The organism is Sulfobacillus harzensis, from assembly GCF_012933365.1.
GTDB classification, from domain to species: Bacteria; Bacillota; Sulfobacillia; order Sulfobacillales; family Sulfobacillaceae; genus Sulfobacillus_B; species Sulfobacillus_B harzensis.
In genome coordinates this window covers 21,669-37,078 of record NZ_JABBVZ010000037.1, presented here as the reverse complement: position 1 = coordinate 37,078, position 15,410 = coordinate 21,669, and the positions used below count along the sequence as shown (strand labels likewise).

Sequence of the window (15,410 nt, the reverse complement as noted above, 5' to 3'; positions counted from 1 at the left end):
CGAAGTCATAGCGATTCCTCCTGACGGTTGAATGATGGATGGTACCTCTATTCAACCAAACACGGACAGGAATCGCTAACCGCAAATTCCACGAAATTCGGGACTATCTCGAACGGCTCTTTGAACCCGGATTTTTGGCTGAACGCCTAGGCCGAAGAATCGGACCCTATTTAAGCTGGTTCAATGTGGGACCGATTTTATGGTTGTTAGGCGTCCGGCCCATTGAAGATTCGCCGCTGCACCGCCCTTTGCGATCGTGGGGCTACTTCGTCTATCGCTACTTTGGCGACCAGCCTCTCCGTGAGGTGATTGATCCAGCCGCGCTTCCCGATTCGGTCGCGACCCAAGGCCTTTTCCTCCATCACCTTTGGTCCCGGCGGACCTTTTCGTGGAGCAGTCGGCGGCTCAGCGTACGGGCTCTCTTGGAGCCCTACCGCGATTGGGCAAAGACGCAGTTGCGCCAACATGTGGAAGATCAACTGGGCCTTTTGGTGGAGGCCATGAGAAAGGGCTATGCCGTCTATACCACGCCCGAGGGGCGAATCACCGAGGATGGGCGGATGACCCGCTTTCGTGCCAGTTGGCATGCCGTTGCGTCAGCTGAGCCCAGCGCCGTGCGCGTGCTGGCGACCACCTATGACGCATTTGTCCCGGGTCGGCTTCGCATGTGGACAGTCCTGGAGAAACCGCGCCGACCCGACCGATTGGATCTGTCAGTTTCCATGGCGCGTCCCATCACCGCAAGCCATGTCGCCGCCCAGGTGTGGAAAACGCAGCTGGCGCCTCACGGACAATTGCTTTCTGACGCGCTAACCGTGTATCAGGCGCTCCCTCCGACCGCTGTGTTGGCTGAGGATTTGCGGCGCCAACCGTCCCGCATCCTCAAGGATCGGCTCGACTTTCTATGGACTAAGACATCCGCTGGCAAGAGCGGCGTCACCGATCGACGATTTCCCGGGGTCAACGACTTAGTGAACTATTACCAGAACCAGATGGACGAAATTTTGACGGACCTTCGCTAACCCATCCGGCCCAGGCGTAGAACCGCGCTTCCTCCCATTTCGCTAATGAACCAAGAGATGGACGACCCAATGGCCGCCGTAGACAATCACCATGACAGACCACACCATTCCGGCAATGGTCGCACTTAACGTGGAAGCCAGACGAAATCCCAGTCCGCGGCCAATGGCGACACAGGCATAGGCCCCCAGCACCGGACAGAGGGGCACAAACATGAGCGGCCCATAGCGGGCCACCCAACCCGCCCGCCGATGGGCGCGCTCGACCTGTCGGGCGGCCCATGGCCAATGCGCTACAATCAGATCCAATCCCACGGCAATAATGAAAAGGGGCGCGAGATTCGTAAAAAAGGCAACGGCTGCGCCGAACGCGCGAGGATAGCCCAGCACGACCGCCAACGCCGCCGCCGGCTGACATTCCAACACCAACGAACTGCCCATGAGACTTAGGGTCTGAACGGGTCTCCCCGTCGACAATCCGACGACAACGGCGATCGCGGCAAACAACGCCCCCATGCCCAACCCAGCAAGAAGCCGTTGCCAGCCGTGACGCCGCGGCGTCCTTGTCACCTTAAGCCCTCCTTCCATGGTTGAAGCCCGCGGACGGGATTTCCCGCCTGCGGGCTTCGGTCAATTATGAGCGTGCGCCTCATTCAAGAGCCGCTTGCGCCGCTGCCAAACGGGCTACCGGCACCCGAAAGGGTGAGCAGCTCACATAGTTCAATCCCACCTGATGACAGAACGCAATCGACGCCGGATCGCCGCCATGCTCGCCGCAAATCCCGACCTTAAGTTCCGAACGCGTCGTTCGGCCGTCTTGTACCGCGATTTGAATCAGACGCCCGACGCCGTCCCGGTCCAACACCATGAAGGGATTTTCCTTTAATATCTTGTCGGCCAGATATGTCGGCAGGAACTTAGATTCCGCATCATCCCGGGAATACCCAAAGGTGGTTTGGGTCAGGTCATTGGTGCCGAAACTGAAAAACTCGGCATGCTCGGCGATTTCTCCGGCCACCAGCGCTGCCCGCGGCACCTCTATCATGGTCCCAATCTTGTAGGGAAGCGCCACATGGGCTTCATCAGCCACCGCCTGATTGACCTCAGCCACCAAGTCCTTCATCCGGGAAAGCTCCGCGGGTATGCCTACCAGCGGGATCATGACCTCCACCTCTGGATGGAGCCCTTCTTTCAACAGCGCCGCTTGCGCTTGAAAAATGGCCCGCGCTTGCATGGCGTAAATTTCGGGATACACGATACCGAGACGCACCCCGCGAAATCCCAGCATCGGGTTGAATTCAAAGAGACTTCGAGCCCGGCGAAGCACAGCCTCTAATCGCTCCACCTCGCGGCTGTTGTCCGCCTCCTGCGCCCTCCGGAGGGCTGCCTCGGTGTCCTGAATGTCCGGCAAGAACTCGTGCAGGGGCGGATCCAAGAGGCGGATGGTGACCGGATAACCGTCCATGGCCTTCAAAATTCCATAGAAGTCACCCTCCTGCATAGGCAAGAGCTCTTTCAAGGCGGTTTCCCGTTCTTCCAGCGTTTCTGCCAAAATCATCGCCTGCACCACCGGCAGCCGATCCTGGCCCATAAACATGTGCTCGGTCCGGCAGAGCCCCACCCCGGTTGCCCCAAATTCCCGAGCCTTGGCCGCATCCTCCGGAGTGTCGGCGTTGGCGTGCACACGGAGCCGCCGCACCTTATCCGCCCAATTCAAGAGTTTGGTGAACTCCTCGGACAACTCCGGCTCCACCGTGGGAACCTGGCCCAGCATCACACGCCCCGTTCCCCCATCAATGGTAACGACCGTATCCTTGGCAATCACGCGCCCATCCACTTGGAAGGTCTCGTCTTGCAACGATATCTTGACTGCCTCACAGCCGGTGACGGCCGGCTTGCCCATCCCTCGGGCAACAATTGCCGCATGTGAGGTCATCCCGCCGCGGCTGGTCAATACACCTTGAGCGGCCACAATCCCATGAATGTCGTCCGGTGTGGTCTCTGGGCGCACCAGAATGACCGCTTCCCCAGCCTGGCCTCGGGCCTCGGCTTCGTCGGCGGTAAACACCACCTTGCCGGACGCGGCTCCAGGGGAAGCCGGAAGGCCTTGAGCTAGCAAATCGACCGCCGCCTCGGGATCGATTTGCCGATACAACAGCCGCTGCACTTGGGCCGGGTCTTGTCGGCGAATCGCCTCCTCCTTGGTAACAACACCCTCTTCCGCCATGTCCACAGCAATTTTCACGGCCGCCCGGGCGGTGCGCTTGCCGCTTCGGGTCTGCAGGACATAGAGCGTCTCCTGCTGGACGGTGAACTCGATATCCTGCATGTCGTGATAATGCGTTTCCAAGAGCCGGCAAACCTCGACCAGTTCCTGATAGGTCTTGGGCATTTCCTCGGCCATCTGATCAATGGACTTGGGAGTCCGGATGCCGGCCACCACATCCTCACCTTGAGCGTTGGTCAGATATTCTCCATACATCCCAGGCTCGCCGGTATTGGGATTTCGGGTAAACAGCACCCCGGTAGCTGAGGTGTCGCCCATATTGCCAAACACCATCGATTGCACATTAACGGCAGTGCCCAGATCGTCAGGAATTTTGTTGAGACGCCGGTAGACAATCGCGCGGGGGTTGCGCCAGGAGTCAAACACGGCCAAAATAGCCATCTCCAACTGTTCTTTGGGATTGTCGGGAAACGCGCGACCGGTCCGCTTCTCCACCAAATCCTTGTACCGTGCGATGACCGTCTCCAGATTAGATTCGGTCAACTCGGTGTCCAGCGTAATGTGGGAAGAAGCTTTGACGTCTTCGAGAATATGTTCAAACTCTGAATGCTCCATGTGCATGACCACATTGCCAAACATCTGAATGAAGCGGCGATAGCTGTCCAGTGCAAAACGGCGGTTGCCGGTCTGTCGACCCAATCCCTCGGTGGTTTCGGGATTCAGGCCGAGGTTCAGCACCGTATCCATCATGCCGGGCATAGAGATGGGGGCCCCCGAGCGGACCGATACCAGGAGCGGCCGGTCAGGATCGCCTAACTTCGAGCGAAGCTTAGATTCCAGACGCGCCAAATGATCCCAGACTTCAGCCATTAATCCATCGGGCACACGGCCCTCTGCTTGATACTGATTGCAGGCCTCCGTGGTGATGGTGAAGCCCGGCGGGACCGGGAGCCCAATCCGGCTCATTTCCGCCAGTCCTGCCCCCTTGCCGCCCAATCGTTTACGATCCTGGCCATTGCCTTCCTCAAACTGAAAGACATACCGCGTCATTCCGCTAGAGCCTCCTTATTGCGCAACTCCAACACGCGCGTGGCCGTCTCTTCAACGGCGTGATTGCTGACATCAATAACGGGACATTTCAAGCGGTTAAAAATGTCCCAGGCGTAATCCAATTCCACCATTATGCGGTCCATCGTGGCATATTGGGACGAGGTTCCTAATCCCAAGCTCTTTAATCGCTGACGGCGAATCGACATCAATAACTCGGGTTTGATAATGAGTCCCACCGTCTTGAGCCGTCCTTCGCGAAAGACCTCGCTAGGTACCGGCACTTCGGGCACCAGTGGCACATTGGCCACCTTAAGCCGGTGGTTGGCCAAATACAGGCTGACCGGCGTCTTGCTGGTGCGCGACACCCCTAAAAGTACGACATCGGCTTCCCGAATCCCTTTAGGATCTTTACCGTCGTCGTACTTGACCGCAAATTCCATCGCTTCCACGCGAGCAAAATATTCCTGATCGAGTCGGTGAGAAAGCCCGGGAATGAGCCGCGGCGGGGATTGAACCACCCTCTCGAACGCGGACAGCACCGGCCCCATCACATCCACGTGGGGAATATTGCGGGCTTCGGCGGCACGGTCCAAATACTCACGCAACTCCGGCCGCACCATCGTATAGACAATCACCGAGGACCCCGTCACGGCTCGGCTCAAGACCCGGTCAATGCCCTCTTGATTGACGACATACGGTACCCGCTCGACCTTGATGTTGGCGGCACTCTCAAACTGAATGGCCGCTCCGTGCGCCACGCGCTCGGCGGTCTCGCCCAGCGAGTCGGACAGGATATAGACGCGGGTTTCCTGCATAGACTCTCCCCCAGTCCTTAGAGAACATCCCAAGCATAATAGCGGCCTAAGGCTTCAGCCACATATTTCACGAGGCCAAGCCTCCCTTGCCGCACCATCGGATCCGGGTCCATGACCAGGACCTCTTCGAAAAAGCGTTCGACAACCGGAACAAGATTTTCAACTGCGCCCCACCAACTGGCTAAATCCTCTGCGGCTATCGTTAAAGCCTGGTCGGCCGCAGCCTTAAGATCCCCTTCGACGCCACCATATGTGTCATGGAGCACCGTGGGACCCGCATCCCTGGCAATCCGCTCGAGACGTTTATACGCTTGCGCAGCAGCAGAAAAGAGCTCGGTGCCCTGATGATCCCGAATGAACGCCAGTCGTGTCCCGAGCTGGGGCCATGGAAAGGATCGCGCCAGCACCGCCTGAAGCCACGGCGTGGGCCATTCATTTTCCCACTCCGACATGAGCCGCATCGTCACCAGTTGCAACACCTGGTTCACCACCGCGGCATCAACTTCTGCCACCTTTGCCGCCGTGGCAATAAGGTCGGTCACTGTATGGTCTCCCAGCACAGGGGTCTCGGCGGCGATGCGGGCAAGGCCCAGCGCCACCCTTCTCAGCCCAAAGGGATCCTCCGAACCGGTGGCACGGAGGTTCGCACCATAGAAGGAGACGAGGGTGTCGGCCCGATCCAAAAGCCCTAAAATGGCCGCCACCGGACGGTCGGGCACCCGATCGCCAGGAAAGCCCGGATGATACTGATCACGGATGGCGGCCTCCACGTCGGGCCGCTCACCCTCTTGCTTGGCGTAAATCGCCCCCATCTCCCCTTGTAGTTCCGGGAACTCGGAAACCACCTGGGTCAGCAAATCGCACTTATAGAGGTGGATGGCACGGACGACATCCTCCGCACCCGCCTGGTCCACATTCCACCACGTGCGGGTCTCGTCAAACAGCTGCAGCAGCCTCGCCACCTTGTCGGCATAAGTGCCCAGCTTGGCATGCAGCGTGACCCCCGCCAGCCCCGGCTCGTGTTCGGACAGCGGCGTCTTCTGGTCTAACCGGTAGAAATAGCGGGCGTCAGAGAGCCGGGCCCGCAGTACCTTCTCGTTTCCATGACGGACCTCGGCCAAATCCTCACCGCGTCCGTTTCGTACCGCGAGAAAAGCGGGCAATAGATGGCCATTGGGCTGCTTCAAGGGGAAATAGCGCTGGTGAACCTTCATGGAAGTGATTAAGACCGGGTCCGGAACCTCCAAAAACTCCTCCTCAAAGCCGCCTAAAAAGGGCGTGGGCCATTCGACCAGATTGGCCACTTCATCGAGCAGCTCCTCATCCCAATCCACCCTTCCCCCAGCCTCAGCGGCCAGCATGTCCCCGACCTCACGGATGACGGTGCGGCGCTTCTCGCCATCGGCTTCCACCAAAACCCGCTCCAGGGCGGGCCAGTATTCACGGGCATCTTTGATGCCGATGGCCTCAGGATGATCCGTACGATTGCCGTAGGTGACCGACCCGCTCTCGACACCTAAGGCCTCGACCCGCAGCACCTCGTCATCGAAGAGGGCCAAAATCCACCGTACAGGCCGGATGAAGCGGGCATCCCCCGATCCCCAGCGCATGCTGCGGGGCTGGGGCAGCGACGCCAGCACCCGCGACACAATCTCCGGTAGCACCTCTCGGGCGGATTGGGTTGGCTTCTCCACGCCCGCGACCAGGTACTCCTTGCCGCCCACGACCGCGCGAGAAAGTTCCTCGGGGCGTTTGTTGACCCGACGCAGAAAACCGTCCAGCGCCGGCGTGGGCACGCCTTCGCGATAGGCGACAGACACCGCCGGTCCGCGCACCTGTTCCACCTCGTGAGTCTGCTGCTCCGCTACCGCGGCCTGAAAAATGAGGCGGCGGGGAGTGGCTGCCCGGCGCGGCGTTCTATAATGAAGCCGTTCCTCGAGCAGGCTCGCCTCCATCATGCGGGCGAACTCGGCCGATAATGCCTCTACGAAGCGGCTGGGAATCTCCTCGACGCCCACTTCCACGATAAAAGTCTTGAACGTTTGGTTAGACACCGGCCGTCGTCCTTTCCAAGTAGACTTCCGCGGCCCGACGGGCCAGTTGGCGCAAGCGGCCCACATACGCTTGGCGTTGCACCACGGAAATAGCTCCCCGCGCGTCCATGGTGTTAAACAAATGGGAAGCCTTCAAGAGTTGTTCGTACCCTGGGCGCTCCAATCCCAGATCGAAAAGGCGTCGGGATTCCCCTTCATGAATGTCAAACAGTTGACGCAGCACGTCGGGGTCGGCGGCTTCGAAGCTGTAGGTCGCCTGCTCCCACTCCACCCGTCCGAACAGGTCGCGATAGCTCACGCCGGGAGCCCACTCGACAGACCACACATCATCCACACCGGCCAGATAGCTGGCCAACCGCTCAATCCCATAGGTTAGCTCCACCGACACGGGCCGGCACTCCTGACCAGCCATCTGTTGGAAGTAGGTAAACTGGCTAATCTCCATGCCGTCGAGCCAGACTTCCCAGCCCAGTCCGGACGCGCCGATGCTGGGTTGTTCCCAGTTGTCCTCCACAAAGCGCACATCATGCTTTTTGCGGTTCAACCCCAGACTTTCCAGCGACTTCAAATAGAGTTCAATCACATCGTCCGGGGCGGGTTTCAAGATGACTTGGAACTGGTGATGTTGATATAGCCGATTGGGGTTTTCACCATAACGGCCGTCTACCGGGCGGCGGCTGGGCTGCACATAGCCCACCCGCCAAGGATCGGGTCCGAGGGAGCGAAAAAAGGTCAGAGGGCTCATGGTACCTGCCCCCAATTCCAAATCGTAGGGCTCTGCCAACAGCACCCCTTGCTGCCGCCAATAGTTTTTTAAGGTCAAGATTAAATCCTGAATGGTTATGCTCACGTTACGCGCTCCCACCTTCTGGACCGTGCTTGAGGCGGTCAATGTTAGCCAAGAAATCATAGGACTTTAACGACCGATTGGTCTCGTGCAACAGGAAACGGAAGAAGAGCGTTTGAAGCTCGTCCTTCATCACACCTTTGACCTCAGCCTGTCCAAACTTGCGGGGATGTTCTTTCAGCCAATATTGTAAACTACGCAAGCTGCCAAGGCTAATGCTGTCCTCTCCATCGCCCGCCCGCCGGCAGTCGGGGCAGTACAGGGTCCCATGCTGAACCTGGATGACGATGGGACCGCTGACAAAGGGACGATGGCATTGGCTGCACTGACGCCAATCAGGCTGAAAGCCGGCAATGGAAAGGCAGTGAAATCCGGCCGCCAACCCCACGGTTGCCGGCGAGCGTCCCCCATTCAACCCGTCTAGGGCGCTCAACAGCACGGTAAAAATGTCCTCCGAAGGCTCCCGCTCCGGCCACAGTTGGTCCACCACATCCGCCAACACCATGGCCCATGACAGACGCTCCAGATCCTCCGCAATATGCGGGAACCCTTGCACAAGCTCTGCCTCCGTCACCGTGTCCAAACTGGAGCGACCGTGATAGAAGGTTGCGACACTTTGGCTAAGCGGCGCCAATTGACCCAAAAGCTTGCTCTTCGGCCGCCGGGTGCCCTTGGCGATGGCGCCGAACTTGCCGTTGTTCAGTCCAAACACCGTCAACAGCTGATCGTGGTCGCGATAGGCTCGGGACTTGAGGGTGATAATCTGGTCTTCGTAAATAGCCACTTACCGTTCGGGCTCCTCATATCCCAACCGCCTCAGCCAGGCGTCTTGATCACGCCAGCGCTCTCGGGTCTTGACCCAGAGGTCTAAAAACACCTGGTGCCCGTAGTAGGCCTCTAGCTCACCCCGTGCCCGGCGGCCAATCTCCTTCAGCATTCGGCCACCCTCACCAATCAAAATGCCCTTTTGCCCCTCGCGCTCGACAAAAATTGTGGCCCGTATATAGGTCAAGTCCGGCTTCCGGGCTGTCCGTTCCTCCACCGTCACCGCCACCGAATACGGGATCTCCTCACGCGTGAGTTCCAACACCTGTTCGCGCACCACTTCGGCGATATAAAAATCTTCACTTTGGTCGGTGACCATGTCGGGAGGATAATAGGGGTCGCCTTCAGGCATGAAGGACAGCGTCTCGTCCACCAATACCGAGAGTCCGGTCTCCCGGGCGGCGGACACCACAAACTGGTTTTGGTAGTCCATGAGAGCCCGGTACGGCTCCCACCGCTCTTTGACACTCTCCACCAGATCCGCCTTATTCATCACCAGCCAGACCGGCACGCGACTCTCGCGGCTCATGTTGGCCACCCAACGATCCTCCTGATTGGGGGCGCGGCTTAGGTCGATAATGTGCCATATCAAATCGGCATCCTTTGCACTGAGACGTGCCGTCTTATTCATGCGCTCGCCCAACTTGTGCTCGGCCCGATGCACCCCCGGCGTATCCACCAACACCACCTGTGCGCCTGGGCGATGCAAGATGCCCACAATCCGATTGCGGGTGGTCTGGGGTTTCGGGGTTGCAATGGCCACCTTGCGCCCCAAAAGGGCATTCAACAGTGTGGACTTGCCAACGTTAGGCCGGCCCACCAGAGCGACAAATCCGGACTTATACGCCATGCGACAAATCCTTTCGGTCAAAAGCCATGGGCAGGAGATCATGAAGCGGCACCACTTTCGGCTCCTGGGTGCCGGTCCTTTCCGCCATGACCACATCCAGATCGCCAAACTCCGCCAGCACTTGCCGACAGCCGCCACAGGGGCTGATTAAGGCAGGCCCGGGGCCCACCACCAGGATGCGTACAAATTGGCGATGCCCCTGCGCCACCGCGCGGTAGACAGCATTGCGCTCAGCGCAGCAAGCCAAGGGATAGCTGGCATTCTCGACATTGCACCCGGTGATGATCTGTCCATCGGCGGTTAACAACGCTGCGCCCACGGCAAATCCCGAATACGGGGCATATGCGTTCTGCTGGGCCTCCAGCGCCGCCGTCAAAAGCTCCTCATCCAAACGACTCTCTCCTTCACGCGATATCCTTTCCCGCAGCGGAGGAAATATCAGTCTTCCTCCGGGGGTTTCAGGATCCGCAGGATGGCGCGCGACACCCGCCGTCCCACCACCTGCGCCACGGTAATCTCAACATTGTCAAGGCGCACCACCTCCCCCTCGATGGGCACGCGTCCCAACAAATGCAGCACCAAGCCACCCACGGTATCGAAATCCTCGTGAGGCAATTCCAAGTCAAACTTTTCGTTTAGCTCGTCAAGCGCAAAAAGCCCCGCGACCTCGATGACCCCGGGGGATAATTCCCGCATTGGAACCTCTTCGGTGTCATACTCGTCCTGAATTTCCCCCACAATCTCTTCCAACAAGTCTTCAATCGTGACGATGCCGGCGGTTCCCCCATATTCGTCCATCACCACCGCGATCTGGGTATGCTGACGGCGGAAGTCGGCAAATAGGTGGTCCAGTTTCTTGGTCTCGGGAACAAATTGGATGGGACGCGCCAGGTCCCGTGCCGGCGTGTCCAACGGTTTCTCCCGCCCATAGGCCAGGATGTCGCGCGCGTAAATCACCCCGGTAATATCGTCGACGGTATTGCGATAGATGGGCACACGGGAGTGGCCCCATTCCACCAAAGTGTCCCAAACTTCTCCGAGAGTCGCGGTCTCCGGCAAGGCCTGCACATCAATGCGCGGCACCATCACCTCACGCACTACCGTATCACCGAAGTCAAAAACGCCTTGAATCATGTCCCGTTCATTGGCTTCCAGCAATCCCTGCTCCTCGCCCACCTCCACCAGGGTACGGAGCTCCTCTTCCGTCATGAGTTTGCCGCCCTCCGCCTTTCCTCCCATCAGACGGATGATGCCCACGCCAACCCAGGTCAGAATCCGCACAATGGGATAAAAAATGCGCGCTGACACGGCCAAAAATGGCGTCAGTCTAAGCGCTACCTGCTCGGCATTATGGGAAGCGAACGTTTTAGGCGTGATTTCCGCGACTAGAAGAATGAAGAGCGTCATCACCACGGTGGAGATGGCGACTCCGAAATGGCCCCAATAATGTAAAAAGACAGCAGTCGCTAATGTGGTGGCCAAAATATTGGCGAGGTTGTTGCCTACGAGCACGGTGCCCAACAGACGATTCGGGGAGCGGAGCAATGCCGAAAGGCGCTCCACTTGGTGATTTTCCGACAATGTGCGCATTTTTCCCCGTGACAACGCCATCATCGCCGTCTCAGCCATGGAATACAACGCGGAAATGGCCACCACCACTATGAGCGCGACAATGGGTATCCATTCAATGCGTCTCACCGAAAAGGTTCTGGCCTCCTTCGCGTCCTTCCATGCCGAGGCACCACGCCCCATAACAATCCCAACGCCACCGCCAGTACAACCGCAACGGCAAGCACGGCAATGGGACTTTGATGCCATCGTACCATAAAATCATGCCCAAAATCCGGAAGTCGCGGCACAAACACCACCAGGCCCAGCGCCAGCGCCGCCATGGCCGCTACCAGCACCGCGCCCGCGGCCGTATCCTTGGCGCGTTTGGCGAGAGGATGGATTTCCGGGCTGGCCAAGTCTGCCAGGGCCTCAACCGCCGTATTCATGAGTTCGAGCGCCATCACCAGGCCGAATGCCAATACGACCGCCATCCACTCGACGGCGGTCAAGGCAAACAGCCACCCCCCTGCAGCGATCGCCAGCGCCACGGTCACATGCACCCGGAGATTCCGTTCGCTGGCGAGAGCGGTCCAGATCCCTTCACCGGCATAGACAAAAGCCCGACCAAAACTATTAGGATGACTCACGCGTCAACCCCACCGACGCCAGGATCTCCTCGGTTTTGGCCATCATGCGTTGCTCGTCCTCGGCCACCTCATGATCCCAACCCAACAAGTGCAAAATCCCATGAACCGTCAAGAACCCGACTTCCCGAGCCATGCTGTGACCGTAATCCTCCGCTTGCCGCCGCGCCTGCTCAATGGAAATAATCACATCACCAAGAAGGTTGTCCCACGGATCGCCATTGTCTCCCTCGCGCTGGCTAAACGACAGCACATCGGTGGTCTTGTCCACTCCCCGATAGGTGCGATTGAGCGTATGCACCGTCTCATCATCGGTTAACAAGAGTGACAGCTCGGCGTCCTCCAGGCCGCCGAGATTAGCGAGAGCGGCGGCCGCCGCCTGACGAGCCGTCTCCTCCCACTCGGCGCACCAGTCGGGGTGGCTTTCCACCGCGATTTCCATTCCCTCGACTCCTTTCCATCTCCTTTAGCACCCGATCGGGATACTCGATCCGCTGATGAAATACGCCCGTTAAGACGCGCGTGAAGGTGCGGGCAATCACGTCCAGCTCCTTCAGGGTGAGATTGGACTCGTCCAGCTGCCCATCTTCCAGGCGTTCCTTAATCAAGCGCCGCACCACCTGCTCAATCGCCGCTGGAGACGGATTCTTCAAGGTGCGTACGGTGGCCTCGCTGGCATCTGCCAGCATCACGATGGCCGTTTCCTTGGACTGCGGACGAGGCCCGTCATAGCGAAAGTCGCTTTCCTCCACGCCCTCGCCATTGTCCTGATCCAGCGCCTTTTGGTAGAAGTAACGAATCAGGGTGGTGCCATGATGCTGCTGAATAAAGTTTACAATCGGTTCGGGCACGTGGTACTCCCGGGCCAACTCCACCCCATCGCGTACATGGGATGAAATGATAATGGCCGATAGGGTAGGCGCCAACCGGTCATGGGGATTCTCCGCCCCAAATTGGTTATCCACGAAGAAATACGGCCGCTTGGACTTTCCGATATCGTGATAGTAGGCGCCCACCCGCGCCATTAGGGAGTTGCCGCCTACCGCCTCGGTGGCCGCCTCGGCTAAATTCCCCACCATAATGCTGTGGTGATAGGTGCCGGGAGCCTCCACCAAGAGTTTCCTGAGCAGCGGCTGATTGGGGTTGGAGAGCTCAATTAACTTCATGGCCGTAATGACGCCAAACGGCCCCTCCAACAGGGGAATCGAGCCCATGGCCAGCACCGAGGCGAACACCCCGTCCACCAACGCCCAGACCAAATATTCCCACACCTGAGGCTGCAACAGAGCGGCCCCCTGCATCACGTCCAATCCCAACAGCGCCAAAACGTTGACAGCCCCCACGAGCAGGCCCGCCCGAAGGATGTCATAACGCTGCGACAAGCGGCTGGTGCCAAAAACGCCTGCGATGCCGCCAAAGAACGCCACCAGGGCGACGTTGAGGTCGGCTCCGGTCAGCACCGCCACCGCCAGCGCCAGTACCCCCGCCATCACCAGGCCCAAGCCGGAGTCCACCAACGCAGTCATCATAATAGCAGCCGTTGGCACCACCAAATAGCTAAGCACCGGGACCCCGCTCAAACTGTCGGCTGCGGCCAGTCCCACCACCATGATGAGCCCCGTCATGGCTACAACCCGCCAAGACTCCACGAGCTTTCGCCGTAAAAACCACAGGTAGCCGCCGATTAGTCCCACAACGGCGGTAGCAAAAATGATTGATCCCAAGATCGGATCAAAATCTATCCCCCGATTCAAAAGCCCCAGTTGCTTCAGCACCTGGATATCGGCGGGTGTCACTTGCTGGCCCTCTTGTACAACCACCTCGCCCTTCAATATCTTGGCTTCGGGCACTTGGGCGGCCGCCGCCCTCCGCTTGGCAGCGGTCTCCTGCTTATTGAGAAAGGTGTTGGGCACCACCAAGGACTGGGTGTAGGAGGTCAAAAACAGCTTCAGGGAGGGAGCCGAGGTCTCCTGGGCGGCCAGCTTGGCCACAAATGCCTTGGCCTCGTCCATCCCCAGGGTGGTGTTGCGGATCCCGTCGCCCTGATTCATCACCGACGAGAGCATGACCAAGGTATCTTGCTCCATTTGGGCCAACTCCGCAGGGGTCAGATTCAACACCTCGCCCCATACGGAATTCGGTAGGCCAATGGGAATGGCGTTTTGCAGCGCCTGCTCCCGCTCCGATAAGGGAGCCGCCGTATCTTGAGAAAGCGCCGCAATATAAGCGAATTGATTTTTGGCCTTGGTCTTCTGCTGACGGAGAACACTCGGATTGGGGCTATAGACGTCGCCGACCGCGTTCATCGCCGCTTGACGGTCCTTAGCCGTTTGCGCCCAGTCCACCACCCCATAGGGAGCGACAATTGTGCGGGGTGCAAAATCACCCACCGACAAATCCACCCGGTGAGAGAACAGCGTGATGGTGAAAATGGCGACGACGCACAGCCAGGCCAAAAGCGCGATGCCCACCTGCGGCGCTCGGTCGTCATTCAACCACGGAAAACGGTCAGCCAGCCGTGCCGACCAGCTCCCCTCACTGGGAGTATTCTTCATCGCGAGTGTCTCCTTGCCCCTCCTCAAACCGTTGATAGGCTTTGATGATTTTCGCCACCAGCGGATGCCGCACCACGTCCTGATCCGACAGCCGCACCACGCCAATTCCGTCGACCCCATCCAAAATCTCCGACGCTATTTTAAGACCGGAGCGTTGTCCACGGCCTAAATCAATCTGGGTCTGGTCGCCCGTTACCACCATCTTGGAGCCTTCCCCAAGCCGGGTCAATGCCATTTTCATTTGCTCGTAGGTGGAATTTTGAGCCTCGTCCAAAATGATGAAGCTTTGATTCAATGTGCGCCCACGCATATACGCTAAAGGCGCCACCTCGATGTTTCCGCGTTCCCGATACTTGTCAGTCGCTTCCGAGCCCAACAAATCATACAACGCATCATAAAGCGGACGCAGATAGGGATCAACCTTGTCTTCCAACGCACCGGGCAAAAACCCCAATTTTTCCCCAGCCTCCACGGCCGGCCTGGTGAGGATAATACGCTCCACCTGGTGCGCCTTCAACGCATAGACTGCCATCGCCATGGCCAAATAGGTCTTGCCCGTTCCGGTTGGGCCAATACCGAACACCAGCGTGTTCTCACGAATAGCGTCCACGTAAATTTGCTGCCCCAAGGTGCGAGGCCTGACCACGCGGCCCGATGTCGTGGTATAAATGTTTTCCGTCAGCAAATGCAAAAATTGGCGTTCCGCACCTTCTGAGACCGCCCGAATTGCAGAGTCCACCACGTTAGGACGCACAGGTTGACCTGCGTATATCCATTCCGCCAGCAAATCAAGCACGCGCCGCGTCCGATCCTGATCGTGACCCGCGCCTTGGATGGCAATCACATTACCCCGCGCGGTCAACTTCACATGCAACGCTTTTTCCAGGGCCTTCAAATGCTCATCCCCGCGGCCCATCAACATGGTAGCCGCTTGGTTGTCCTGGATTACCCACTGGCTTTGTGGCAACCGGTG

Annotated in this window: 14 protein-coding genes; 1 reads left to right on the top strand and 13 read right to left on the bottom strand. The window is 58.7% G+C overall.

Annotated elements, in window-relative coordinates; all coding sequences use genetic code 11:
* Window positions 1–38: 38 nt before the first annotated feature.
* Entirely contained in the window at window positions 39–1,022 is a 984-nt protein-coding gene (locus HIJ39_RS11770; protein WP_169099909.1) for a hypothetical protein, read from the top strand.
* 42 nt (window positions 1,023–1,064) lie between these two features.
* Here the strand turns inward: HIJ39_RS11770 and HIJ39_RS11765 are convergent, their stop codons facing one another.
* The 13 genes from HIJ39_RS11765 to HIJ39_RS11705 all read right to left on the bottom strand — a co-directional run bounded on the left by HIJ39_RS11765 (window position 1,065) and on the right by HIJ39_RS11705 (window position 15,404).
* Window positions 1,065–1,589, bottom strand: coding sequence for a hypothetical protein (locus tag HIJ39_RS11765; protein WP_169099907.1), 525 nt, complete (start codon window positions 1,587–1,589; stop codon window positions 1,065–1,067).
* A gap of 79 nt (window positions 1,590–1,668) precedes the next feature.
* The gene (gene ppdK, locus HIJ39_RS11760) at window positions 1,669–4,296 is read right to left on the bottom strand and encodes a pyruvate, phosphate dikinase (RefSeq protein ID WP_169099905.1); all 2,628 of its coding nucleotides are present in this window, start codon (window positions 4,294–4,296) and stop codon (window positions 1,669–1,671) included.
* A complete protein-coding gene (locus HIJ39_RS11755) occupies window positions 4,293–5,111 on the bottom strand; it encodes a pyruvate, water dikinase regulatory protein (RefSeq protein WP_169099903.1) in 819 nt (272 codons plus the stop codon). Before HIJ39_RS11755 ends, ppdK begins: the two co-directional genes overlap by 4 nt.
* Window positions 5,112–5,128: 17 nt before the next feature.
* The gene (gene glyS / locus HIJ39_RS11750) at window positions 5,129–7,165 is read right to left on the bottom strand and encodes a glycine--tRNA ligase subunit beta (RefSeq protein WP_169099901.1); all 2,037 of its coding nucleotides are present in this window, start codon (window positions 7,163–7,165) and stop codon (window positions 5,129–5,131) included.
* Window positions 7,158–8,009 carry a glycine--tRNA ligase subunit alpha gene (gene glyQ, locus HIJ39_RS11745; RefSeq protein WP_169099914.1) on the bottom strand — a complete coding sequence of 284 codons (852 nt, stop codon included), beginning with the start codon at window positions 8,007–8,009 and terminating at the stop codon, window positions 7,158–7,160. The genes glyS and glyQ overlap by 8 nt, the downstream gene beginning before the upstream one ends.
* Before the next feature lie 7 nt (window positions 8,010–8,016).
* Window positions 8,017–8,796, bottom strand: a complete 780-nt coding sequence (gene recO, locus HIJ39_RS11740; RefSeq protein WP_169099899.1) for a DNA repair protein RecO — start codon at window positions 8,794–8,796, stop codon at window positions 8,017–8,019.
* Window positions 8,797–9,687 (bottom strand): GTPase Era, encoded by an 891-nt coding sequence (gene era / locus HIJ39_RS11735; RefSeq protein WP_169099897.1) that lies wholly within the window; start codon window positions 9,685–9,687, stop codon window positions 8,797–8,799.
* Window positions 9,677–10,078 (bottom strand): cytidine deaminase, encoded by a 402-nt coding sequence (locus HIJ39_RS11730; RefSeq protein WP_169099895.1) that lies wholly within the window; start codon window positions 10,076–10,078, stop codon window positions 9,677–9,679. Before HIJ39_RS11730 ends, era begins: the two co-directional genes overlap by 11 nt.
* Window positions 10,079–10,125: 47 nt before the next feature.
* Window positions 10,126–11,385: a CNNM domain-containing protein gene (locus HIJ39_RS11725; RefSeq protein WP_169099893.1), complete on the bottom strand. Its 1,260-nt coding sequence runs from the start codon at window positions 11,383–11,385 to the stop codon at window positions 10,126–10,128.
* Window positions 11,382–11,885, bottom strand: a complete 504-nt coding sequence (locus tag HIJ39_RS11720) for a diacylglycerol kinase (RefSeq protein ID WP_169099891.1) — start codon at window positions 11,883–11,885, stop codon at window positions 11,382–11,384. The genes HIJ39_RS11725 and HIJ39_RS11720 overlap by 4 nt, the downstream gene beginning before the upstream one ends.
* Window positions 11,872–12,324 carry an rRNA maturation RNase YbeY gene (gene ybeY, locus HIJ39_RS11715; protein ID WP_169099889.1) on the bottom strand — a complete coding sequence of 151 codons (453 nt, stop codon included), beginning with the start codon at window positions 12,322–12,324 and terminating at the stop codon, window positions 11,872–11,874. Before ybeY ends, HIJ39_RS11720 begins: the two co-directional genes overlap by 14 nt.
* Window positions 12,239–14,437: an HD family phosphohydrolase gene (locus HIJ39_RS11710; RefSeq protein ID WP_169099887.1), complete on the bottom strand. Its 2,199-nt coding sequence runs from the start codon at window positions 14,435–14,437 to the stop codon at window positions 12,239–12,241. The genes ybeY and HIJ39_RS11710 overlap by 86 nt, the downstream gene beginning before the upstream one ends.
* Window positions 14,418–15,404 (bottom strand): PhoH family protein, encoded by a 987-nt coding sequence (locus HIJ39_RS11705; RefSeq protein WP_243239583.1) that lies wholly within the window; start codon window positions 15,402–15,404, stop codon window positions 14,418–14,420. Before HIJ39_RS11705 ends, HIJ39_RS11710 begins: the two co-directional genes overlap by 20 nt.
* Between the last annotated feature and the right edge of the window lie 6 nt (window positions 15,405–15,410).